Source organism: Serratia sp. BNK-23, from assembly GCF_047456145.1.
GTDB classification, from domain to species: domain Bacteria; phylum Pseudomonadota; class Gammaproteobacteria; order Enterobacterales; family Enterobacteriaceae; genus Serratia; species Serratia nematodiphila.
The window spans coordinates 3,213,410-3,235,956 of record NZ_CP179900.1 but is presented as its reverse complement, the minus strand read 5'-3'; the positions used below and the strand labels follow the sequence as shown (position 1 = coordinate 3,235,956).

Annotated in this window: 18 protein-coding genes; 8 read left to right on the top strand and 10 right to left on the bottom strand. The window is 62.6% G+C overall.

The window, feature by feature from the left end:
- Nucleotides 1-131 precede the first annotated feature (131 nt).
- Nucleotides 132-455, top strand: coding sequence for a heavy metal-binding domain-containing protein (locus ACMGF9_RS15375; protein ID WP_004928400.1), 324 nt, complete (start codon nt 132-134; stop codon nt 453-455).
- A 53-nt stretch (nt 456-508) separates the two neighbouring features.
- Here the strand turns inward: ACMGF9_RS15375 and ACMGF9_RS15370 are convergent, their stop codons facing one another.
- Nucleotides 509-2,074 carry a DUF3300 domain-containing protein gene (locus ACMGF9_RS15370; RefSeq protein WP_076740381.1) on the bottom strand — a complete coding sequence of 522 codons (1,566 nt, stop codon included), beginning with the start codon at nt 2,072-2,074 and terminating at the stop codon, nt 509-511.
- A 187-nt stretch (nt 2,075-2,261) separates the two neighbouring features.
- Here ACMGF9_RS15370 and ACMGF9_RS15365 point away from each other — a divergent pair, with 187 nt between their 5' ends.
- Nucleotides 2,262-3,098 (top strand): N-acetylmuramoyl-L-alanine amidase, encoded by an 837-nt coding sequence (locus ACMGF9_RS15365; protein ID WP_015377303.1) that lies wholly within the window; start codon nt 2,262-2,264, stop codon nt 3,096-3,098.
- On the opposite strand, the gene ACMGF9_RS15360 is transcribed toward ACMGF9_RS15365, so the two are convergent.
- Both ACMGF9_RS15360 and ACMGF9_RS15355 read right to left on the bottom strand, forming a co-directional pair.
- Nucleotides 3,099-4,109 carry an NAD-dependent epimerase/dehydratase family protein gene (locus ACMGF9_RS15360; protein ID WP_004928393.1) on the bottom strand — a complete coding sequence of 337 codons (1,011 nt, stop codon included), beginning with the start codon at nt 4,107-4,109 and terminating at the stop codon, nt 3,099-3,101.
- 158 nt (nt 4,110-4,267) lie between these two features.
- Nucleotides 4,268-5,707 (bottom strand): DUF2867 domain-containing protein, encoded by a 1,440-nt coding sequence (locus ACMGF9_RS15355; protein ID WP_414160307.1) that lies wholly within the window; start codon nt 5,705-5,707, stop codon nt 4,268-4,270.
- 149 nt (nt 5,708-5,856) lie between these two features.
- Between ACMGF9_RS15355 and ACMGF9_RS15350 the strand changes: the two genes are divergently transcribed.
- Entirely contained in the window at nt 5,857-6,204 is a 348-nt protein-coding gene (locus ACMGF9_RS15350; protein ID WP_004928387.1) for a DUF1294 domain-containing protein, read from the top strand.
- A 29-nt stretch (nt 6,205-6,233) separates the two neighbouring features.
- On the opposite strand, the gene ltaE is transcribed toward ACMGF9_RS15350, so the two are convergent.
- The 5 genes from ltaE to ACMGF9_RS15325 form a co-directional block, all read right to left on the bottom strand.
- Nucleotides 6,234-7,250: a low-specificity L-threonine aldolase gene (gene ltaE / locus ACMGF9_RS15345; RefSeq protein ID WP_021504350.1), complete on the bottom strand. Its 1,017-nt coding sequence runs from the start codon at nt 7,248-7,250 to the stop codon at nt 6,234-6,236.
- A 75-nt stretch (nt 7,251-7,325) separates the two neighbouring features.
- Entirely contained in the window at nt 7,326-9,047 is a 1,722-nt protein-coding gene (poxB, locus tag ACMGF9_RS15340; protein WP_414160306.1) for a ubiquinone-dependent pyruvate dehydrogenase, read from the bottom strand.
- Nucleotides 9,048-9,246: 199 nt separating this feature from the next.
- Nucleotides 9,247-10,248 (bottom strand): NADH oxidoreductase, encoded by a 1,002-nt coding sequence (gene hcr / locus ACMGF9_RS15335; RefSeq protein ID WP_414160305.1) that lies wholly within the window; start codon nt 10,246-10,248, stop codon nt 9,247-9,249.
- Nucleotides 10,249-10,304: 56 nt separating this feature from the next.
- Nucleotides 10,305-11,954 carry a hydroxylamine reductase gene (gene hcp, locus ACMGF9_RS15330; RefSeq protein WP_015377309.1) on the bottom strand — a complete coding sequence of 550 codons (1,650 nt, stop codon included), beginning with the start codon at nt 11,952-11,954 and terminating at the stop codon, nt 10,305-10,307.
- Between the two features lie 180 nt (nt 11,955-12,134).
- Nucleotides 12,135-13,031 (bottom strand): lysine exporter LysO family protein, encoded by an 897-nt coding sequence (locus ACMGF9_RS15325; RefSeq protein ID WP_004928363.1) that lies wholly within the window; start codon nt 13,029-13,031, stop codon nt 12,135-12,137.
- A 187-nt stretch (nt 13,032-13,218) separates the two neighbouring features.
- Here ACMGF9_RS15325 and ACMGF9_RS15320 point away from each other — a divergent pair, with 187 nt between their 5' ends.
- Complete coding sequence (locus tag ACMGF9_RS15320; protein ID WP_160125305.1) at nt 13,219-14,877, top strand: ATP-dependent endonuclease; 1,659 nt, start codon at nt 13,219-13,221, stop codon at nt 14,875-14,877.
- A 14-nt stretch (nt 14,878-14,891) separates the two neighbouring features.
- On the opposite strand, the gene ACMGF9_RS15315 is transcribed toward ACMGF9_RS15320, so the two are convergent.
- A complete protein-coding gene (locus ACMGF9_RS15315; protein WP_261438405.1) occupies nt 14,892-15,845 on the bottom strand; it encodes a VirK/YbjX family protein in 954 nt (317 codons plus the stop codon).
- Nucleotides 15,846-16,039: 194 nt separating this feature from the next.
- On the opposite strand from ACMGF9_RS15315, the gene macA reads away from it, so the two are divergent.
- Both macA and macB read left to right on the top strand, forming a co-directional pair.
- Complete coding sequence (macA, locus tag ACMGF9_RS15310; protein WP_075684377.1) at nt 16,040-17,155, top strand: macrolide transporter subunit MacA; 1,116 nt, start codon at nt 16,040-16,042, stop codon at nt 17,153-17,155.
- Nucleotides 17,155-19,101: a macrolide ABC transporter ATP-binding protein/permease MacB gene (macB, locus tag ACMGF9_RS15305; RefSeq protein ID WP_048322702.1), complete on the top strand. Its 1,947-nt coding sequence runs from the start codon at nt 17,155-17,157 to the stop codon at nt 19,099-19,101. Before macA ends, macB begins: the two co-directional genes overlap by 1 nt.
- 87 nt (nt 19,102-19,188) lie before the next feature.
- Here the strand turns inward: macB and cspD are convergent, their stop codons facing one another.
- Nucleotides 19,189-19,410 carry a cold shock-like protein CspD gene (gene cspD / locus ACMGF9_RS15300; protein WP_004928349.1) on the bottom strand — a complete coding sequence of 74 codons (222 nt, stop codon included), beginning with the start codon at nt 19,408-19,410 and terminating at the stop codon, nt 19,189-19,191.
- Nucleotides 19,411-19,765: 355 nt separating this feature from the next.
- Here cspD and clpS point away from each other — a divergent pair, with 355 nt between their 5' ends.
- Nucleotides 19,766-20,086 (top strand): ATP-dependent Clp protease adapter ClpS, encoded by a 321-nt coding sequence (gene clpS / locus ACMGF9_RS15295; protein WP_004928347.1) that lies wholly within the window; start codon nt 19,766-19,768, stop codon nt 20,084-20,086.
- A gap of 27 nt (nt 20,087-20,113) precedes the next feature.
- Nucleotides 20,114-22,393 (top strand): ATP-dependent Clp protease ATP-binding subunit ClpA, encoded by a 2,280-nt coding sequence (clpA, locus tag ACMGF9_RS15290; RefSeq protein WP_004928343.1) that lies wholly within the window; start codon nt 20,114-20,116, stop codon nt 22,391-22,393.
- The last annotated feature ends 154 nt before the right edge of the window (nt 22,394-22,547 follow it).

Genomic DNA, 22,547 nt, shown 5'->3' with positions numbered 1-22,547 from the left:
ATGAAGACCGATAGCTTACAGTATAAATGCGTTTTTTGGCCTTGCATTCGTACTGCGTGCCATTGATTAAGCGAACATAATGTCAATCTTCTGGTCATAGATACGTTGAATTAATCAAACAAGGAGTTCTGATGCAGCTTTCAACTACCCCGACCCTGGAAGGGTTTACCATCACCGAATACTGCGGCGTCGTCACCGGCGAAGCGATTCTCGGCGCCAACATTTTTCGTGATTTCTTCGCCGGCGTGCGCGATATCGTCGGCGGCCGTTCGGGCGCTTACGAGAAAGAGCTGCGCAAGGCGCGCCTGATCGCGTTCGAAGAGCTGGAAGACCAGGCGAAAGAGCTGGGCGCCAACGCGGTGGTCGGCATTGATATCGATTATGAAACCGTTGGCAAAGACGGCAGCATGCTGATGGTGACCGTCAGCGGCACCGCGGTGAAAGTGAGCCGCTAACGCCATGCTTTCTTTTCGCCCCGGCCATTCCGCCGGGGCGACATCCTCTTGATTTATCCCACCTTGTGCTGCTCGACGATTGGGCGGTGTTCCTGCGGCTTCGTGGGCACCGGCTCCTGGCGATGCGGCATCGGCTGAACGGACGTCTGATGGAGCTGCGGCGCCGGGGCCGCATGCGGCATGATGCGCTGTTGCGGCGCCGGCATTGGGCTTATCGCCGCCGGATGCTGCGGCGCTGCCGGTTCGCGGATCACCGGCTGAGCGACGTGCGGAGCCGGCTGAATCTGCGGGCGCGCGACGGCTGGATGCATCGCCGCAGCGGCCGGCATCGGATGCGTCTGCAGCGGCGCTGAATGTACGGCTGTCGGCTGCTGTGGGTGAGGCGCCGTCGGAACGGCATGCGTGAACGTCGGCGTGCTCATCGGCTGCTGTGCATGGGGCGCGATGACCGGTTGTTGCACGTGTGGGGCGGCCGCTACCGGCGGGTGTACGGTTATCGGCTGCTGTACGTGAGGCGCCACCGGCTGAGTATGCGCAAAGTTCGGCATGGTCATCGGCGCGTGGGCCGCAGGCGCGACGCGCGGCAGTTGCGGCGCAGCGTTAGGCACCGGTTGGCTGAAACGCGGCGCCGGCGCGGCGGCGGTATTGTAGTTGTTCACCGTGCTGGTGCTGCTGCGATTCACAGTGTTCACGTTGTTATATTGGTTGATGTTAGTGACGCGATTCACCACGGTGGTGGAATGCGATACGTAAGGCGCATTGCGGTAGACCACCGGCTGGCGCCGATCGTCCCAGCGCATATCCCAGTTGTGCCAGCCGCTGTTGTGTTGGTTGAGCAAAGAGGCCACCGCGATGCCGACGCCGAAGCTGATCACGCCGGCCGCCAGCATGTCGCCGCCGCTGTAGCCCGAGGGCTGATACTGATAGCTCGGATAGGCCTGGATCGGCGTGCCGTAGGCCTCCCAGGGATCGTAATGCGGAACGTAAACCGTATCCGGCTGGCTGGGTTCGATAACGATGGTCTCGCCCGGCGCCGCCACCACGCGCTGGCGATAGGGCTGCTGTTCGACATAACGCGTCGTCGGCGCCACGACGATGCGCTGCTGCGGGGTGTTTTTCAGCGTGCCCTGGCTGGCCGCCCGTTGACGCATCACCTGAATGGCGTTCATCACGTCGGTGGGATCGTTCAGGTAGGCGCTGCCCAGGGTGGTGGTCCAGGGGATGTTTTTCGCCATTTGATCGAGCACGTCGGGGAATTGCACCAGGCCGCGCACGCTGGGATCCCAGGGCTGAGCGTCGGCCGCCGAGCTGAGCGCCGCCGGTTGCAAGCCGCGGTTTTGCGCCAGCCAGGCATCCGCGGCGCTGATTTGGTCAGGATAGCCCGCGCCGGCCAACACCTGCGCCAGCAGCTTGTCGGGGAACAGCGCCACCGGGCTGACCAACTGGTACAGTTGATCGGCGCTCAGCGGCGTATAGGCCGGCGCGCTGGCACTCGTGACGGGCGCGGCCGAGGGCGGGGCGCTCCCGCCCATCGCATCGGCGACTTTTTGCCGATCGCAGCCGCTGAGCGGCAGCATGACGGCACAGAGCAACCAGGACAGATAGCGTGGCGTGAACATGTTCGACTCCGCTCTTTCAGCGCAGATGATACTTTGAGACTATCATGGGCGGGAAAGGCCGCCAGCCGGGAGCAACACTCGCTTGCACATCGGCGCTCTCTGTCATTATTTCTCGATGAGCGTGATGATTGGATACAGATCAATCGCGTCGCGTTACATCTTTCACGGACGTCAATCAGGAGGATAAGTGAAAATTTGGCCAGGGATCATCGCCGCCGCGCTGTTGGCGGGATGCCAAAATCCGCAGCAGAACACGCTCGTCGATCGTGGCGCTTACCAGCTCGAAACCTTGCATCAGGCGCAGGGCGCCGATCAGCGTATTCGGTTTCTGGTGATGCACTATACGGCGGAAGACTTTCATTCATCACTGAAAACGCTGACCGATGAACACGTCAGCGCACACTACCTGTTGCCGGCGCACCCGCAGCGCGAACACGGCAAACCGACGGTGTACCGGCTGGTGCCGGAAGCGATGCGCGCCTGGCATGCCGGTGCCAGCGCCTGGCGCGGCCGCAGCAATCTCAACGACACCTCGATCGGCATTGAAATCGTCAACAAGGGGTTCACCCGCAGCATGCTGTTCACCCATTGGCAGCCTTATACGGCGGAGCAGATCGCCGTGCTGATTCCGCTGAGCCGCGACATCATCCAACGCTATGGCATCCAGCCGCAGGACGTGGTGGGGCACAGCGACATCGCACCGCAGCGCAAACAGGATCCCGGCCCGCTGTTCCCCTGGCGACAACTGGCGCAGGCCGGCATCGGCGCCTGGCCGGACGAGGCAGACGTGCAGCGTTTGCTGGCGGGGCGCGATCGTCATGCGCCGGTGCCGCTGGCGCCGCTGCTTGATAAGCTGGCGCGTTACGGCTACGCGGTTGATTCGTCATGGGATGCGCGGCAGCAGCGCAATGTGCTGGCGGCGTTTCAGATGCATTTCCGGCCCGACGATGTTCGCGGTGAACCGGATGCAGAGAGTGAGGCGATTATCGATGCGCTGCTGTTGAAGTACGGCGCGTGGCGTTGATTACAGGCCGTGCAGTTTGCCGTGATCTTTCAGCCAGCGGGCGGTGCGCGCGATGCCTTCTTCCAGCGAGACGATCGGCTGATAGCCCAGCTCTTGCTGCGCGCGGGTGGTATCGAGCGTGAGGTCGAAGTTGAGTTTGGCGACGCCGTAATGGGTCAGCACCGGCTCCTTTTCGCTTTTGCTGCCCAGGCGCTCCATGCCGCGCGCCATCATGTCGAGCATCGGATAGGGGACGGAGCGGATGCGGCACTTCATGCCCAAATCGTCGATCAGCTGCTGCACCACGGTGCGCAGCGGGCGCGGCTGCTGGTTGGTGATGTTGTAGGCGCGGCCGGACGGCGTGTCTTCTTTTAGCGTCGCCAGCCACATGGCGTGCACCGCATTCTCCAGATAGGTCATGTCCACCATCGCCGCGCCGCCGCGCGGCAGCAGCAGGTTGCCGTAGCGTTTGATCATCTGCAGCAACCGCGGCAACATCACCTTGTCGTGCGGCCCGAACAGGCCCTGCGGGCGCAAAATGGTGAAATGGGTCTGCGGATTGGACAGTGCCAATTGCTGGATCACCTGCTCGCCGGCGGCCTTGCTGCGCGCGAACTCGTTGGCGTAACGCTGCGGGCGAAAGTCTTCGGTCACGTTGCGGTGATGGTGGTAGTCGAAATAGATCGCCGGGGAAGAGATGTGAATGAACTGCGCCACGCCATAGGCCGCCGCCCATTCGCCGAGGCGGCGGGTAGCGCGGACGTTGGCCAGTTCGAAGGCTTCTTCGGTGCCCCAGGGCGAGGTAAAGCTGGAGCAGTGCCACAGCACATCGACGTCCGCCAGCATCGCTTTGGCCTGCGAAGAGATCAGGTTGGTGAGATCGGCATGAATGAACTCAGCGCCCATTTTTTCCAGCAGGCCGCCCATCGCCTGGTTGCGGCCGGTGGCGCGCACTTTGATGCCCTGGCGGCGCAGATATTCAACGGCGTTACGGCCTAACCCACTGGTGGCACCGGTGACCAATACCTTCATAACGGACTCTATTCTCACCCAAAATCGGAATACCGGCGGGCGCTTGCGGCGCTCCCAGCAAATAAGATGCCATTCTTCCGTGATTTCGTGCGCTATGCAATCGGAAAGCCCCGAAGCACAGCGGCAAACTGTGCGGTTGATCGACAAATGAGCGCCGTTCAGCGCTGTTGGCGGTCCAGGTTCTCGGCAAGCTCGGCGATGCGCTTCGCCATGCCGCGAAAAATGAACAGATGCGCGGGCATCATGGCGAACCAATACAGCAGCCCGCTGAAGCCGGCCGGGTGCCACCAGGCGCGCACGTCCAGCGTGCGGCGATCGCCGCGATCGGTAATGGTGAAGCTCAGCCGCCCCAGCCCCGGCGCCTTCATGCCGAACAGCAGCGCCAGCTGCCGCAGCGGCTTCAGCGTGATGACTTTCCAGCCGTCGATCTCGTCACCCAGCGCCAGGGACGCGCGCGCCGGGCGGCCATAGACCACGCCGTTGCCGATCATGTCGTCCATGCGGGCGCGGATCCGCCACAGGATATTGGCGTAGAAATAGCCTTCCTCGCCCCCCAGCTGCTGCACCGTTTGCCACAGGGCCTGGCTGGAGGCGGCGGTGTCGAGCGAACATCCCGCCTGTTTCGGGTAATAGCCGTAGCCGGGGCGCCAGCGGGCCCGCGCCGCCGGATCGTAGCCCCAGTCGGCGGAATCGACCACCTCCAGTTCGCGCTGCAGCGTGGCGGTGACCGCCTGATCGAAGGTGTGCAGACGTTGCGGGATCAGGGCTTGCAGCGGCCGGCCGTCGGCGGGCAGATCGTGCTTCAACCCCTGGATCAGCGCGCGCGCGATCGGCGTCGGCACCGAGGTGATCAGGCTGATGAACCACACTGAAATCAGCCGCGTCGGCAAGGGGATCGGGATCAGCCAGCGCCGTTTGCCGCTGATGGCGATAAAGCGTTGGAACATGTCCTGATAGCTGAGGTATTCCGGCCCGGCGACGTCAAAGATGCGGTGTTCTTGCGCCGGGTGCGCCAGCAGATCGGCCAGGTAAACCAGCAGGTTCTCCAGCGCCACCGGCGAGGACTTCGAGCGCACCCAGCGCGGCGGCGTCAGCACCGGCAGGTTATAGACCATGTCGCGCATCACTTCGAACGCCGCCGAGCCGGGGCCGACGATGATGCCGGCGCGCAGCTCGGTCACCGGCACGCCGCTCTGGCGCAGGATCTCGCCGGTCAGGCGGCGGGCCGCCAGGTGCGGCGAACTGTCGTCGTTCGGCTGCAGCGCGCCGAGAAAGATCACCTGCTTGACGCCGGCATTGCGCAGCGCGTCACGCAGATTTTCCGCCGCCTGGCGCTCCTTTTCGATAAAGTTGTCGCCGTCGCCCATCGCGTGCACCAGATAGTACAGCGTATCGATCTCCCACAGCGCCGCGCTCAGGGTTTCCGGGCGGTACAGATCGACATACAGGCAGTTGACCTGCGGCCAGTTCTGCTCCTGCAGCCACTCGATGCGCCGCGCGGCGGCGGTAATCTGGTGCCCCTGTTCGATCAGGTGCGGGATCAGGTTCTGGCCTATATAGCCGCTGGCTCCAAGAACCAGTACGCGTTGGGGTGTCATCGGGCCGCCTTGTGCGGTGAAAGAGTCGCAGAACGACAGGATGCCAAATTCAGGGTTTAAATGCACTTTTTGTATGGGTATAAGCCAGTTGCATCCGCCGCGGCGCAGGTTCACACTACGCGCCCCTTATCGAACGAAGACCGGATGTCATGAAGCTCAATGTGATTTGTTACGCCCTGCTGGGCCTGGCGCTGATCGCCAGCCTGTTCTCGCCGCATCCGGTGTGGATGGGGTTGCTGCTGGCGAACCTGCTGACGTTTCTGATCTACGGCGGCGATAAGCTGGCGGCGCGCAAGGGATGGCGACGGGTGCCGGAGACGACGCTGTTGCTGTTTGGCGCGCTGGGCGGCTGGTTGGGCGCGCTGCTGGCGCAGCAGCTGTTTCGCCACAAGACCCAGAAGCAGCCGTTTAAAACCTGGTTCATCCTCAGCGTGGCGCTCAACCTGGCGGCGGTGCTGGGGCTGTGGTATTGGGTTTACGGCCGCTGGATCTTCTGATTGCGGGGCGCGGCCTGCGCCCCAAGCGATCAGGCGTGCTGCTGAAGAAACTCCCGCCACAGTTCGACCACCCGCTGCAGATCCTGACGGCTGACGTCGAGGTGGGTCAGAATGCGTGTCAGCGGGCCGCTGCTGATCAGCACGCCGCGTTCGCGCATCCACGGACCGAATTTGGCCGCCAGCGCCGGCGGTTGGCGCAGGTACAACACGTTGGTCTGCGCGCCGGGAGCGGCGATCTCCACGCCGATCTGCCGCAGCTGTTGCTCCAGCCAGGCCGCGTTGTCATGGTCTTCGCGCAGCCGCGCAACGTTATGCTCCAGCGCGTAGAGGCCGGCCGCCGCCAGGATGCCGGCCTGACGCAGCCCGCCGCCGGTCATCTTGCGCCAGCGCAGCGCACGCTGAATGAAGGCCTCGCTGCCGCACAGCAGCGATCCGACCGGCGCGCCCAACCCTTTCGACAGGCAAATGGTGAAGGTGTCGCAGTATTGCACGATCTCTTTCAGCGGCAGGTTCAGCGCCACGGCGGCGTTGAAGATGCGTGCGCCGTCGATATGCAGCGCCAGCTGGCGCTCGCGGGTAAACTGCCACGCCTGCTGCAGGTAGGCCTGCGGCAGGACTCGGCCGCTGATGGTGTTTTCCAGGCTCAACAGCCGGGTGCGGGCGAAGTGGATATCGTCGGGTTTGATGGCGGCGGCGAGCTTGTCCAGCGGCAGCGTGCCGTCGGCGTCGGCCTCGATCGGCTGCGGCTGGATGCTGCCCAGCACCGCTGCGCCGCCGGCTTCGTATTTGTAGTTGTGCGCCTGCTGGCCGACCAGATATTCATCGCCGCGCTGGCAGTGGCTCAGCAGCGCCACCAGGTTGGCTTGGGTGCCGCTGGGCAGAAACAGCGCCGCTTCTTTGCCCGACAGACGCACCGCCTCGGCCTCCAGCGCGTTGACCGTCGGGTCATCGCCGTAGACGTCGTCGCCGACCTCTGCCTGAGCCATCGCCTGGCGCATGGCGGCGCTGGGGCGGGTAACGGTGTCGCTGCGTAGATCGATAAGCATAGGGTTCCTGGAATGTAAGGGAGAGGAAAAGGGTACATGGCATCATATACCCTTTATTTTATCGGGGCAGCTTGCTTAGCGCAGCCAGTTGGTTTTCGCCAGTTCAACCACTTCGTCGCCGCGGCCGTTGATGATGGCGCGCAGCATGTACAGGCTGAAGCCTTTCGCCTGTTCGAACTTGATCTGCGGCGGCATCGCCAGCTCTTGCTTGGCGGTGACCACGTCCAGCAGCGCCGGGCCGGGATGCGCCAACATCTCCTGCAGCGCGCCGTCCAGATCGGAGGCTTTTTCCACGCGGATGCCCTTGATGCCGGCGGCGTTGGCGATCGCCGCGAAGTCCGGATTATGCAGGTCGGTGCCGTCGGTCAGGTAGCCGCCGGCCTTCATCTCCATCGCCACGAATCCCAGCACGCTGTTGTTGAACACCACGATTTTCACCGGCAGCTTGAGCTGCGCCAGCGACAGGAAATCGCCCATCAGCATTGTGAAGCCGCCGTCGCCGCACATGGCGATCACCTGTTTATCCGGCGCGGTGGCCTGAGCGCCGATCGCCTGCGGCATGGCGTTGGCCATCGAACCGTGGTTGAACGAACCGAGCAGGCGACGCTTGCCGTTCATTTTCACGTAGCGGGCGGCCCACACTGTCGGCGTGCCGACGTCGCAGGTGAAGATGGCGTCGTCGCTGGCATAGTGGCTGAGCTGCTGCGCCAGATACTGCGGGTGGATCGGTTGGTCGTCGCCGGCGGTCGCCAGCCCGTCGAGATCCTTGCGCGCGTTGCGGTAATGCTCCAGCGCCTTGTCGAGGAACGCCCGGTCGCGCTTCGGCTCCAGCTGCGGCAGCAGGGCGGTGAGGGTGGTGTGGATATCGCCCACCAGCGCCATGTTGACCGGGCAGTGCGCGCCGATGCTGCCGGGGTTGATGTCGATCTGAATGATGTTGGCGTTGGTGGGGTAGAACGCGCGATAGGGGAACTGGGTGCCGAGCAGCACCAGCGTGTCGGCGTTCATCATCGCGTGGTAGCCGGAGGAGAAGCCGATTAGCCCGGTCATGCCGACGCTGTAGGGGTTATCCCATTCGATATGCTCTTTGCCGCGCAGCGCGTGCACCACCGGCGCCTGCAGCAGCTCGGCCAGCTTGACCACTTCATCATGCGCGCCGGCGCAGCCGCTGCCGCACATCAGGGTGATGTTCTTCGCCTTGTTCAGCGTTTCCGCCAGCTTGTTCAACTCGCTCATCGGCGGCTGCACCAGCGGCGGCGCCGGGGTATGCCAGGTCAGGGTCGCGTCTTCCGGCGCCATGCGCAGCGCCACGTCGCCCGGCAAGACCACCACCGAGACGCCGCGATTGAGGATCGCCTTGCGCATGGCGATCTCCAGCACGCGCGGCAGCTGTTCCGGGTTGGAGACCAGCTCGCAATAGTGGCTGCATTCGCGGAACAGCTCCTGCGGATGGGTTTCCTGGAAGTAGCCGCTGCCGATTTCGCTGGAAGGGATGTGTGCGGCGATCGCCAGCACCGGCACATGGTTGCGGTGGCAGTCGAACAGGCCGTTGATCAGGTGCAGGTTGCCGGGGCCGCAGGAACCGGCGCACACCGCCAACTGGCCGGTAAGCTGGGCTTCGGCGCCGGCGGCGAAGGCGGCCACCTCTTCATGGCGGGTGCCCAGCCATTCGATGGTGCCCATGCGGTGCAGGCTGTCGCTAAGGCCGTTGAGCGAATCGCCGGTCACGCCCCAAATGCGTTTTACGCCGGCTTGATCCAGCGTTTTGGCGATCAGTGTGGCTACGGTTTGCTTCATGGTTCCCCCAAACAAGGTTTGAAAAACGATGTGGACTCGATCCGGTGAGTGGCAGCAGAACAACTGCAAGCATAGCTTACCGGCTGTGGACGAGATGCGGTCAGGAAGGGTAAAGAGCGTAGGACGGGGAAAAGTGTAACCGGGCTGGCCGCGGGGAGCTTGCCGATAAATGCCCCATCGCGGCGATGGGGCCAGGGGATCACGCCAATGTGACGTCGCCCTGCAGCTGGCAACTGCAGGCCAGCACGTAGCCTTGCGCTACTTCTTCCTCGCTCAGCGTCATGGTGCTGGTGGTGGTGTAGTCACCCTCAAGGATGCGGGTTTTGCACGAGCCGCACACCCCGGCGCGGCAGGCGGCGTTGACCGGCAGGGCATGGGCCTCCATCGCCGCCAGCAGCGTGCTGCCGACCGGCACGCGGAATTCGCGCAGCGGGCGCGCGGCGCGCAGCGTCAGCCCTTCGGTGGCGTCGGCCTGCGCCGCCGGCGTGTGGAACTGCTCTTTATGGAAACGCTCGGCCGGCACGCCGAGCCGGCGGCACAGCTGCTCCACCTGATCCATGTAGGGCGCAGGGCCGCAGGTCATCACCGTGCGTTCGGCGATATCCGGCGCCGCCTGCCGCAGCGTCTGTTCATCGATGCGGCCGCTGAGGTAGCCGGGCTGCAGATCCCGCTCGGCCATCAGCGTCAGGCGCAGCTGCGGATGGGCGGCACACAGCGCGCGCCATTGATCGGCGAAAATCGTGTCTGCGGGGGTGCGCACGTTAAAGATCGCGACGATATCGCAGGCCGGACGGTTGGCGGTCAGCCAGCGGCACATCGAGACGATCGGCGTCACGCCGCAGCCGGCGGCCAGCATCAGATAACGATCGGCCGGGTGGCGCTCGCAGCTGAATTCGCCCTGCGCGTCAGACAGCCACAGCGTGTTGCCGGGCTTGACCTCTTGCGTCAGCCAGCGCGATCCGACGCCGTCCGGCAGGCAGCGCACGCTGATGCTGAGAAAGCGGCTCTGGCCGGGCGAAGAGGAGAGCGTATAGGCGCGCAGCGTCTCCTCGCTGTTGCGAATGCTGACCAGCGCGAACTGGCCGGCCTGGTAAGGGTAGAAAACGTCGCAGATCAGGTTCAGCGTCCAGACGTCGGCGGTTTCACGCTGGATGGAATGCACCTGCATGCGGTTCGGGCAAAGCGGAGTGGGTTGAGTCATCGGGGCACCTCAAAAAGCAAAGGGGCCGGCGCAGGCGGCCCCATAACGTAACGGCATCAGGCGAGCAGCGCTGCGATATCCTGCTCGACGGTAGTGATCGGGCGCAGGCCGAATTTCTCGTTGAGGATCGCCATCAGGTTGTCGGTCAGGAAGCCCGGCGCGGTCGGGCCGGTGACGATGTTTTTCACCCCCAGCGACAGCAGCGTCAGCAGAATGACGATCGCCTTCTGTTCAAACCACGACAGCACCAGACTGAGCGGCAGCTCGTTAACGCTGCAGCCGAGCGTATCCGCCAGCTTGACCGCCAGCATGATGGCGGAGTAGGCGTCGTTGCACTGGCCGACGTCCAGCAGGCGCGGCAGCCCCTCCAGCGTGCCGAAGTCCAGCTTGTTGAAACGGTACTTGCCGCAGGCCAGCGTCATGATCAGGCAGTCTTGCGGCACGCTGCGGGCGAAGTCGGTGAAGTAGCTGCGCTCGTCGCGGCTGCCGTCGCAGCCGCCGACCAGGAAGACGTGGCGCAGTTTTTTCTGCGACACCAGGTCGATGACCGTGTCGGCGGCGTTCAGCAACGTCTGGCGGCCGAAGCCAACGGTGATCAGGTGTTCGATCTCGGTGTAAGGGAAGCCGTTCATTCCCTGTGCCTGGCGGATCACGGCGCCGAAGTCGTCGCCTTCCAGATGGTTGACGCCCGGCCAGCCGACGATGCTGCGGGTCCAGATACGATCGCCGTAGTTGCCGACGTTAGGATCGATGATGCAGTTGGAGGTCATCACGATCGGGCCGGGGAATTTTGCGAATTCCGTCTGCTGGTTTTGCCAGCCGCTGCCGTAGTTGCCCACCAGGTGCTTGAATTTTTTCAGTTCCGGATAGCCGTGCGCCGGCAGCATTTCACCGTGGGTGTAGACATTGACGTTTTGCCCTTCGGTTTGCTCGAGCAGCATACGCAGATCTTTGAGATCGTGGCCGGAAATCAGAATGGCTTTCCCGGCCACCGGGCGCACGTTGACCGCGCTGGGCTGCGGATCGCCGTAGGCCTGGGTTTCACCGCGATCGAGGATCGCCATCACGTTGAAGTTCATCTTGCCGATGCCCATGGCGTTGTTCAGCAGGGTATCGACGTCGCGCGGCCGGGTGCCGAGCCAGGCCATGAAAGCGTGGTAGTCGGCATAGAGCTGTTCGTCGAACTGGCCGAGCACGTGCGCGTGTTCCATATAGGCCGCCGCGCCTTTCAGGCCATACAGACACAGCAGGCGCAAACCGTGTACGTCGTCGCCGACCTCGGCCTTGTCGCTGTCGAGGGCAAACTGCGCCGCCTGCTGCAGCAGCGCAGGCATAGCGTCGCCGGCCAGCTGCAGCGCCGCCATCGGGTGATCGACGCGCACGCCGGCGTCCAGCAGCCGGCAACGGGCGGCCAGCGAGTCGCGCAGCAGCAGGGTTTCCCGCGCGTAGCCGATGATGCGCTGGGAATCGAAGTTGACGTTGGTCAGGGTGGAGAAGAAGGCGCGCGGGGCGAAGCTGTCGATTTCGTGGTCGACGATGCCCAGCGAACGCGCCTGCAGCGCCCAGGCGGAGAGGCCCTGCAGCGCCGCCACCAGCAGATCCTGCAGATCGGAGGTTTCCGCCGTTTTGCCGCACATGCCCTGAGCATACGCGCAGCCGTTGCCTGCCGGGGTACGGATGGTTTGTTCACATTGCACACAGAACATAGTCGCTTCCTTTTATTTTAAAGTTGCATTTGTAATGCTTGTTTAAAAGCATAGATCGGCGATCGGGGTTGCAAAAGGCTTTTGTGCGACTACTGCGGGCAAGTTTGATTTAGCGCAATTTTGCCGTGCGGATGGGAATGATTACGCTTTGGGGGCCAGGCGGCCCCCAGGGGGAAAGGATCAGGAGAACAGGGCGATCAGCACCGGCGCCAGCAGGCTCAGCAGGAAGCCGTGCACGATGGCGGGCGGCACCATGTCCAGCCCGCCGCTGCGCTGCAGCACCGGCAGGGTGAAGTCCATCGAGGTGGCGCCGCACAGGCCGAGGGCGGTGGAGCGGCTGCGGCGCACCAGCGTCGGGATCAGCATGATCGCCACCAGCTCGCGCGCCAGATCGTTGAAGAACGCGGCGCTGCCCATCACCGGGCCGTAGGCGTCGGTGATCAGAATGCCGGACAGCGAGTACCAGCCGAAGCCGGAGGCCATCGCCAGCCCGGCCTTGACCGGCAACCCCAGCAGCTGCGCCGCCAGCGCGCCGCCGGCCAGCGACGCGACGGTCACCACCAATGCCACCAGCGTGCCGCGGCGGTTGAGCACGATCTGGCGCAGCGTCATGCCGCTGTTGCGCAGCTGAATGCCGACCAGCAACAGCAGGAAGATCAGCGCATATTCGCTGCCTTTATGGGCGAACTGCAGCCATTGCCACTGCGTCAGGCCGAGCAGGAAGCCGCCGAGCACCACACCGCACAGCTTGAGCGACTCCAGCGCCATGTGCACGCGCGAAGGCAGCTTTTCCTGTTTATGGCTGCTGCGCCACGGCATGCGCCGCTCCAGCAGCGCCAGCAACAGCAGGTTGGCGCAGAGAATGCAGAAGAAAAACACTGCGCTGTACTGGAAGATCAGCACCAGGTTGCTGCTGAGATCTTCCATGAATGCCAGGCTGATACCCATGAAAAACAGGATCACGTACACCATCCAGCTGAGCAGCCGGTTGATCAGCACCAGCAGCGGGCGATGGCGTAAGGGAATGAGGTAACCGACAATCAGCGGTAACAGAATAATCAACAGTCCTGAGTACATGGTGCAGCTTGTGTCCTTGAGTTTTGAAGCGCGCCGAACGCCGGCGAGGAGCACACGCTAACCAAAAGCCCGGCCGGAGTAAAGCGGCAGATTTGACGTTGGCCGCTTGACCTGCAAGGGGTTTTTTGACCATGCTCTGTGAAGGTCACCTCATTGAAGAGGCGACGGCGCGCACGGGAGGCGGCGGATGTTCTTGGAGCGTATCGAAATTGTAGGTTTTCGCGGCATTAACCGGCTGTCGCTGATGCTGGACGACAACACGCTGTTGCTCGGCGAAAACGCCTGGGGTAAATCCAGCCTGTTGGATGCGCTGACGCTGCTGCTGGCGCCGGAGCAGAAGCTGTATCGGTTTGAAGCGCACGACTTCCATTTCCCTCCCGGTGAGGAGTCGGCCAAAGAGCGCCACCTGCAGGTGGTGTTCACCTTCTGCGAAAAAGACATCGGCCATGCGCACCTGCCGCGCTATCGCCACCTGACGCCGCTGTGGGTCAAGGGCGAAGATGGCTTGAGCCGCATTCATTACCGCTGCGAGGGCGAGCTGGCCGACGACGGCACGGTGTGCACCTGGCGTGGTTTTCTCGACGCCGACGGCAACGCCTTTCAACTGCACCATATCGAACAATTGGCCCACGCCATTATCCGCATCCATCCGGTATTGCGCCTGCGCGACGCGCGCTTTATTCGTCGCCTGCGCCCCAGCAGCCTCGGCGATGAACGCAAACCCGATACCCAGGCGCTGGCGCAGCAGTTGGATCAGCTGACGCGCGAGCTGGTGCGTAATCCGCAGAAGTTGACCAACGGTGAGCTGCGTCAGGGGCTGGCGGCGATGCAGCAGCTGCTGGAGCACTATTTCGCCGAGCAGAGTTCACAGGTGACGCGGCCGCGCCGCCGCGGCGGTGAACCGGAGCAGGACGCCTGGCGCGCGCTGGACGGCATCAACCGCATGGTGGCCGAGCCGAACAGCCGCAGCATGCGCCTGATCCTGCTGGGCATGTTTTCCACCCTGCTGCAGGCCAAGGGCGACGTCAAGCTGGATCCCCATGCCCGGCCGCTGCTGCTGGTGGAGGATCCGGAAACTCGCCTGCATCCGATCATGCTGTCGGTGGCCTGGGGGCTGCTCAATCAGCTGCCGCTGCAGCGCATCACCACCACCAACTCCAGCGAACTGGTGTCGCTGGTGCCGGTGGAGCACGTCTGCCGGCTGGTGCGCGAGTCGGGGCGGGTTGCGACCTACCGTCTCGGGCCGCGCGGGCTGAGCGCCGAAGACGGGCGGCGCATCGCGTTTCACATCCGTTTCAACCGGCCGTCGTCGCTGTTCGCCCGCTGCTGGCTGCTGGTGGAAGGCGAGACCGAAGTGTGGCTGCTGAACGAGCTGGCGCGCCAGTGCGGCTACCATTTCGAGGCGGAAGGAGTGAGGGTCATCGAATTCGCCCAGTGCGGCCTGAAGCCGCTGCTGCGCTTCGCCCGCCGCATGGGTATCGAGTGGCATGCGCTGGTGGACGGCGATGAGGCGGGCAAAAAGTACGCTAACACCGTGCGCAGCCTGCTGGACAATCATGAAGACAACGAACGCGATCGGCTGACCGCGCTGCCGGCGCCGGACATGGAACACTTCATGTTCCGCGAAGGGTTCGCCCCGGTCTATCACCGAATGGCGTCGGTGCCGCTCAACGCGCAGATGCCGGTGCGCAAGGTGATCCTGAAAGCGGTTCACCACTCGTCGAAGCCGGATCTGGCGATTGAGGTCGCGATGCAGGCCGGCGAATGGGGTACGGACTCGGTGCCGCCGCTGCTGAAGAAAATGTTCTCACGGGTAATCTGGCTGGCGCGCGGCCGGGCGGACTGACGGCCCGCCGGGCGTTATCGGGCGCAGAAATGCGCCGCCAATCCCTGTTCCAGTTCGTCCAGCAACTGATAGCGGCGGCGATACTCGGCGCGCTTCTTGCTGGCAATTTCTTCGATCGGCTTGCGGGCGATGCGCTCGGGCAGCAGGAAATAGCCGCTGTCGAGCGGTTTGGCGCCCATCGACAGCCAGAACTGATCGTAATCGGCGTGCAGTTGGTCCTTCTTCTTACTCTGGTAACGCCAGTTTTGATAGATATGGGTGGCGTTGCCGACGGCTACGATCCGGCGGATGCCGAGATGCCGAGCCAGCGTGCAAACGCCTTCCAGCACCAGACGTTTAGGGAACAGACCGTGACACTCCTTGGTGGTGTGCTGGATCTCGGCGTGCGGCACCTCATGGTTCGCGCCCTGCAGGCCGCCGATGAACAACGTCGGCTGCTGCTGATAATGCATCAGCGCAAAGGTGATTTCCGCCAGCATCACGCCGTTGGCGTTGCGCAGCAGCAGCGTGGCTTCCCCTTCCTTATTCAGTTTGTCGATCGCCGCCAGTTCCAGCGAGATCGGCGCTTCGTTTTTGCCCATCGCGCGGGCCAGCACGAAAGGCTGTGGGCCTAGGTGGCCGAGACGCATCTTCAGCGGCATGCGCTGTACGATGAGATCGTAATGATCGCGCAGGGCGAACAAGCATTCGATCTTGCTCATGTTGGCCGCCAGGTAGGGACGATGCAGTTTGCACGGCAGGTTCGGCTGCGCGCTCAGGATCTCCTCCAGCAGCGGGTTGCTGGCCAGGGTGCTGAGCAGGCCGCTGGTGGTGCGCCAGTTGAGCAGCGAACGGCCGAGAAACTTCAGGCGAAACGAGGTTTTTTTCCAGGCGTTGCTCGGTGCCTTTTCGCCATTGATCAGCGCCGTCATCAGTTGCCAGCCGTTAAGCGGCCGGGCGGAGGCGAGTGGGTAGCTGAGCTGTGACATGATGAAATCCTTGGCTGTGTTGAATGGCGCTATTTCATCAAGGCTTCACTAAACGGGAGTTCAATGCCGAACTGTAACCAAGCGTGTCTCCACATTGTGTTGAGCTAAGGTTTAGTTATTCCCTACGGTGCGTGCTAATTTAGCTCCGCCGCCGCAATGGGCGGTTGATATTCACAAGCACAGGCAGGTCAATTTTGACAGGGTTTAAAGGATATAAACGCCGCTGGATACTCGCACTGGCGGTGATTGCGGCGCTTGCCGCGGCGGCCGTTTGGCACTTCCGCCATCCGGCGCCGACCGATTTCAAAACGGTAAAGGTCATCCAGCGCGATCTGCAGCAGAACGTGTTGGCGACCGGCCAGCTGGACGCCGTGCGCAAGGTTGACGTCGGCGCGCAGGTCAGCGGGCAGTTGGAAAAACTGTATGTCGAGATCGGCGACAAGGTGAAAAAAGGCCAGTTGCTGGGGGTTATCGATCCGCAACAGGCGCAGAACAGCATCCGCGAAGGCGAGGCGACGCTGCGCGAACTGCATGCGCAGCTGCTGCAGGCGCAGGCGGAACAGCAGCTGGCGGCGGTCACGCTGCAGCGCAACCAGGCGCTGGCCAGGCTGCAGGCGGTGTCGCGTCAGGATTTGGATCAGGCGGCGACGCAGCTGGCGGTGAAGAAGGCGCAGGTGGGCACCATCAATGCGCAGATCGCCCGCAACCAGGCCAGCCTGGATACCGCCAAGATCAATCTGGCCTATACCCGCATCGAAGCGCCGATGGATGGCGACGTGGTGCAGATTACCACGCTGCAGGGCCAGACGGTGATCGCGGCGCAACAGGCGCCGAACATTCTGACGCTGGCGGATCTCGGCACCATGCTGGTGAAGGCGCAGGTCTCGGAGGCCGACGTCATTAACCTCAAGCCGGGTCAGAAGGCCTGGTTCACGGTGCTGGGCGATCCGACCCGGCGCTTCGACGGCGTGCTGAAAGACATTCAGCCGACGCCGGAAAAGGTCAACAACGCCATCTTCTATTACGCGCGTTTCGAAGTGCCCAACCCGGAAAGGCTGCTGCGCTTGCAAATGACGGCGCAGGTGCACATTCAGTTGGCCGGCGTCCAGCAGGCGCTGGTGATCCCGCTGGCGGCGCTGGGCGATCAGATCGCCGACAATCGCTACCACGTTTCGGTGCTGAAACAGGGCAAGGAAGAGAAGCGTGAGGTGGCCATCGGCCTGCGCAACAATATCGATGTGCAGATCCTCAGCGGGCTCGAGGCGGGCGATGAGGTGATCGTCAGCCGCGGCGGCGTGGAGGCTGGCTGATGGCGGCGCTGTTGCAGCTGAACGGCATTCGCCGCAGCTACCGTTCCGGCGAGCAGACGGTGGAGGTGCTGAAGGGGATCAGTCTGAGCATCGACGCCGGTGAAATGGTGGCGATCATGGGGGCTTCCGGCTCCGGCAAATCGACGCTGATGAACATTCTCGGCTGCCTGGACAAGCCGAGCGCCGGCGTCTATCGGGTGGCCGGCCAGGACGTGGCGACGCTGAGCGACGATGCGCTGGCGCAGCTGCGGCGCGAGCATTTCGGCTTTATCTTTCAGCGTTATCATCTGCTGCCGCATCTGAGCGCGGCGCACAACGTCGAGGTGCCGGCGGTGTATGCCGGGCTGGGCAAAGCGGCGCGGCGCGAACGGGCGGAAGCACTGTTGCGCCGTCTGGGGCTGGGGGAGCGAGTCAACTATCGGCCGAGCCAGCTTTCCGGCGGCCAGCAGCAGCGCGTCAGTATCGCCCGCGCGTTGATGAACGGCGGGCAGGTGATCCTGGCGGATGAGCCGACCGGCGCGCTCGACAGCCATTCCGGCGAAGAGGTGATGGCGATCCTTAAACAGTTGTGCGCCCAGGGGCACACGGTGATCCTGGTGACTCACGATCCGGCGGTGGCGCGTCAGGCTGAACGGATCATCGAGATCCGCGACGGCGAGATTATCGCCGACTCGCGGCCGGCACCGCAGGAGAATGCGCAGGCCAAGCCGCTGGCGCTGGCCGCCGCGGCGCCTTCCTGGCGGCAGATGGGCGGCCGTTTCCGCGAGGCGCTGATCATGGCCTGGCGCGCGATGGCGGCCAACAAGATGCGCACCGCGCTGACCATGCTCGGCATCATTATCGGCATCGCCTCGGTGGTGTCGATCCTGGTGATCGGCGACGCCGCCAAGCAGATGGTGTTGGCGGACATCAAATCCATCGGCACCAATACTGTCGATATCTATCCCGGCAAGGATTTCGGCGACGACGATCCGACCTACCGGCAATCGTTGAAATACGGCGATCTCGATGCGCTGCGCGAACAGCCTTACATCAGTGCGCTGTCGCCGAGCATCAGCAGCAGCATGCGGCTGCGTTTGGGCAACGTTGATGCGGCGGCCAACGTCAACGGCGTCAGCGAGCAGTTCTTCCGCGTGTACGGCATGAGCTTTACCCAGGGCGTCGGCATCGATCCGATGCAGGTACAGTCGCAGGCGCAGACGGTGGTGATTGACGCCAATACCCAACGGCGGCTGTTCCCGCACCAGAAGAACGTGGTGGGGGAAGTGATCCTGGTGGGCAACATGCCGGCGACGGTGGTCGGCGTGGCCAAGGAGAAGCAGTCGATGTTCGGCAGCAGCAAGACGCTGAACGTGTGGGTGCCGTACAGCACCATGGCCAACCGGCTGATGGGCAACAGCTATTTCGATTCGATCACCGTGCGCATCCGCGACGGTTACGACAGCAAGGAAGCGGAGCAGCAACTGTCGCGACTGTTGACGCTGCGCCACGGCAAGAAGGACTTTTTCACCTATAACATGGACAGCCTGGTGCAAACCGCGGAGAAAACCACCCGCACGCTGCAGCTGTTCCTGACGCTGGTGGCGGTGATTTCGCTGGTGGTGGGCGGCATCGGCGTGATGAACATCATGCTGGTGTCGGTGACCGAGCGCACGCGCGAGATCGGCATCCGCATGGCGGTGGGCGCCCGTTCCGGCGACGTGTTGCAGCAGTTCTTGATCGAGGCGGTGTTGGTCTGCCTGGTGGGGGGCGCGCTGGGGATTACGCTGTCGTTCGCCATCGGCCTGGCGGTGCAGTTGGTATTGCCGGGCTGGCAGATCAGCTTCCCGCCGGCGGCGTTGCTGAGCGCGTTCCTCTGTTCCACCGGCATCGGCGTGGTGTTCGGCTATCTGCCGGCGCGCAATGCCGCGCGGCTGAATCCGATCGATGCGCTGGCGCGCGAGTAAGTAAAAGGCATAAAAAATGCCAGTCACACGGCGGCTGGCATTTTTATCGCAGTCAGGGTCAATGCAGCGCGACGCTGCTGGAGGCGTTCAGGACAGCGCCTCGCTTTCCACCGGCACAATCAGACTGGCATGGTTCCCTTTTGGCCCTTGATGCACGTCGAAGCTGACCTGCTGACCTGCCTTCAACGTTCTGTAACCATCCATCTTGATGGTGGAATAATGCGCGAAAATATCTTCGCCACCGCCGGCTGGGCAGATGAAGCCAAAGCCTTTGGCGTTGTTAAACCATTTAACAGTACCCGTCTCCATGCTTTTACATCCCTCGCAACGCTATTTTAAGTGAGATGAATAACTGAATTCGCACCCGCCGTGGGCGGGTAGCAGGGTGGACAAGGGGTGGTTAAAAGACCACCAGCCACGAATTTACACTCTAGAGCAAATGATCGGGGCGTCAAGGGATCGGCTTTTGTCGGCGGGGAGCAGTTCACCAAAGTTTGAAGCAGGTAACGCTATTGCCACGATTCAGTCACAATTGGCCCGTTTTTTTGCGCACGTTACAGTGCGGCGGGACGATGGCGAAGATGATAAAATAGTAACTATCCCCACTTTGAATAACCGAAACCTGTCCCCATATCAGAGGGCAGAGCAGAGAAGATGAGCAGCGATGGGCAATAACAACGACTGGCTAAATTTTGAACACTTGGCCGAAGAAAAACAAATCGATGCGGTAAAACCGCCGTCTATGTATAAAGTTATACTTAACAACGACGATTACACACCGATGGAATTTGTGATTGACGTTCTGCAAAAGTTCTTTTCTTATGATATTGAACGCGCAACGCAACTGATGCTCACGGTCCACTATCAAGGCAAGGCGATCTGTGGTGTTTTCACCGCCGAGGTGGCGGAAACCAAAGTCGTCCATGTGAACCGGTACGCAAGGGAGAACGAGCATCCGTTGCTTTGTACGCTGGAAAAAGCCTGAATAAGGCAATCTATTGGGGAGGTGCTTATGCTCAATCAAGAACTGGAACTCAGTCTCAACATGGCTTTCGCCAGGGCGCGTGAGCACAGACACGAGTTTATGACCGTGGAGCACCTGTTGCTGGCGTTGCTGAGCAACCCTGCCGCGCGAGAAGCGCTCGAGGCATGTACGGTGGATCTGGCCGCGTTGCGCCAGGAGCTGGAAGCCTTCATCGAACAAACCACACCGACGCTGCCCGCCGGCGAAGAAGAGCGCGACACTCAGCCGACGCTCAGCTTCCAGCGCGTGTTGCAGCGCGCGGTCTTCCATGTGCAATCTTCCGGCCGCAGCGAAGTCTCCGGCGCCAACGTGTTGGTGGCCATCTTCAGCGAGCAGGAGTCGCAGGCGGCCTATCTGCTGCGCAAGCACGACGTCAGCCGTCTCGACGTGGTGAACTTCATTTCACATGGCACGCGTAAAGACGAGCCGGGCCAAGCGCCGAATGCGGAAAACCCGGTGAACGAAGAGCAGTCCGGAGGGGAAGACCGTATGGAAAACTTCACCACCAACCTCAATCAGTTGGCCCGTGTGGGCGGCATCGATCCGTTGATCGGCCGCGATCGTGAGCTGGAGCGCGCGATTCAGGTGCTGTGCCGCCGTCGTAAAAACAACCCGCTGCTGGTCGGCGAATCCGGCGTGGGCAAGACCGCGATCGCCGAAGGCCTGGCCTGGCGTATCGTGCAGGGCGACGTACCGGAAGTGATGGCGGACTGCACGCTGTATTCGCTGGATATCGGTTCACTGCTGGCCGGCACCAAATACCGCGGCGACTTCGAGAAGCGCTTCAAGGCGCTGCTCAAGCAGCTGGAACAGGATCAGAACAGCATCCTGTTCATCGATGAAATTCACACCATCATCGGCGCCGGTGCGGCTTCCGGTGGGCAGGTGGATGCCGCCAACCTGATCAAACCGCTGCTGTCGAGCGGCAAGATCCGGGTGATCGGCTCGACCACCTACCAGGAGTTCAGCAACATCTTCGAAAAGGATCGCGCTTTGGCGCGCCGCTTCCAGAAGATCGATATCACCGAACCGACGGCGGAAGAGACCGTTCAGATCATCAACGGCCTGAAGGCCAAGTATGAAGCGCACCACGACGTGCGTTATACCGCCAAGGCGATCCGCGCCGCGGTGGAGCTGTCGGTGAAATACATCAACGATCGTCATCTGCCGGACAAGGCGATCGACGTGATCGACGAGGCGGGCGCCCGCAGCCGGTTGATGCCGGCCAGCAAGCGCAAGAAAACCGTCAACGTGGCCGATATCGAATCCGTGGTGGCGCGCATTGCGCGCATCCCGGAGAAAACCGTGTCGGCCAGCGATCGCGACGTGCTGAGAAATCTGGGCGATCGCTTGAAGATGCTGGTATTCGGCCAGGATCAGGCGATCGAAGCGCTGACCGAAGCGATCAAGATGAGCCGTGCCGGTCTGGGCCACGAGCGCAAGCCGGTCGGTTCCTTCCTGTTTGCCGGGCCGACCGGGGTCGGGAAAACCGAGGTCACCGTACAGTTGGCCAAGGCGATGGATATCGAGCTGCTGCGTTTCGACATGTCCGAGTACATGGAGCGGCATACCGTCAGCCGTCTGATCGGTGCGCCTCCGGGCTACGTCGGTTACGATCAGGGCGGGCTGCTGACCGATGCGGTGATCAAGCATCCGCATGCAGTGGTGCTGCTCGATGAGATCGAGAAGGCGCACCCGGACGTGTTCAACCTGCTGCTGCAGGTGATGGACAACGGCACGCTGACCGACAACAACGGCCGCAAGGCGGATTTCCGCAATGTGATCCTGGTGATGACCACCAACGCCGGGGTGCGGGAAACCGAACGCAAGTCGATCGGCCTGGTGCAGCAGGACAACAGCACCGACGCGATGGAAGAGATCAAGAAGGTGTTTACGCCGGAGTTCCGCAACCGTCTGGATAACATCATCTGGTTCAACCATCTGTCTACCGAGGTGATCCAGCAGGTGGTCGACAAGTTTATCGTCGAACTGCAGGCGCAGCTGGATGCGAAGGGCGTCTCGCTGGAGGTGAGCGACGAAGCGCGTGATTGGCTGTCGGTGAAGGGCTACGACCGTGCGATGGGCGCTCGTCCGATGGCGCGCGTCATGCAGGAGAACCTCAAGAAACCGTTGGCCAACGAGTTGCTGTTCGGCTCGCTGGTGGACGGCGGTTCCGTGAAGGTCGAGCTGGACAAGGACAAGAAACAGCTGACCTACCACTTCCTCAGCGCCGCCAAGCGCAAAGCGGACGAGGGCGCGGTGCACTAAGGCCGCCTTCAGGCAAAGAAAAAGCGATGCTTCGGCATCGCTTTTTTTATGGGTGAGATTCACCGTACAGCAGAAACGAGTGAGCCCTCTCAGTTTACCTGCGCACCTGCAACCCGTTGTGTAACGTCGCTGCGGGGGTAAACGGAAAGGGCTC

Coding starts and splice junctions, on each gene's coding strand:
- ACMGF9_RS15325 (WP_004928363.1), bottom strand. CDS start 13,031: ATGTACTCAGGACTGTTGATTATTCTGTTACCGCTGATTGTCGGTTAC.
- ACMGF9_RS15355 (WP_414160307.1), bottom strand. CDS start 5,707: ATGACACCCCAACGCGTACTGGTTCTTGGAGCCAGCGGCTATATAGGC.
- ltaE (WP_021504350.1), bottom strand. CDS start 7,250: ATGCTTATCGATCTACGCAGCGACACCGTTACCCGCCCCAGCGCCGCC.
- macB (WP_048322702.1), top strand. CDS start 17,155: ATGGCGGCGCTGTTGCAGCTGAACGGCATTCGCCGCAGCTACCGTTCC.
- ACMGF9_RS15375 (WP_004928400.1), top strand. CDS start 132: ATGCAGCTTTCAACTACCCCGACCCTGGAAGGGTTTACCATCACCGAA.
- ACMGF9_RS15350 (WP_004928387.1), top strand. CDS start 5,857: ATGAAGCTCAATGTGATTTGTTACGCCCTGCTGGGCCTGGCGCTGATC.
- hcr (WP_414160305.1), bottom strand. CDS start 10,248: ATGACTCAACCCACTCCGCTTTGCCCGAACCGCATGCAGGTGCATTCC.
- ACMGF9_RS15315 (WP_261438405.1), bottom strand. CDS start 15,845: ATGTCACAGCTCAGCTACCCACTCGCCTCCGCCCGGCCGCTTAACGGC.
- ACMGF9_RS15370 (WP_076740381.1), bottom strand. CDS start 2,074: ATGTTCACGCCACGCTATCTGTCCTGGTTGCTCTGTGCCGTCATGCTG.
- clpS (WP_004928347.1), top strand. CDS start 19,766: ATGGGCAATAACAACGACTGGCTAAATTTTGAACACTTGGCCGAAGAA.
- cspD (WP_004928349.1), bottom strand. CDS start 19,410: ATGGAGACGGGTACTGTTAAATGGTTTAACAACGCCAAAGGCTTTGGC.
- ACMGF9_RS15320 (WP_160125305.1), top strand. CDS start 13,219: ATGTTCTTGGAGCGTATCGAAATTGTAGGTTTTCGCGGCATTAACCGG.
- poxB (WP_414160306.1), bottom strand. CDS start 9,047: ATGAAGCAAACCGTAGCCACACTGATCGCCAAAACGCTGGATCAAGCC.
- clpA (WP_004928343.1), top strand. CDS start 20,114: ATGCTCAATCAAGAACTGGAACTCAGTCTCAACATGGCTTTCGCCAGG.
- hcp (WP_015377309.1), bottom strand. CDS start 11,954: ATGTTCTGTGTGCAATGTGAACAAACCATCCGTACCCCGGCAGGCAAC.
- ACMGF9_RS15360 (WP_004928393.1), bottom strand. CDS start 4,109: ATGAAGGTATTGGTCACCGGTGCCACCAGTGGGTTAGGCCGTAACGCC.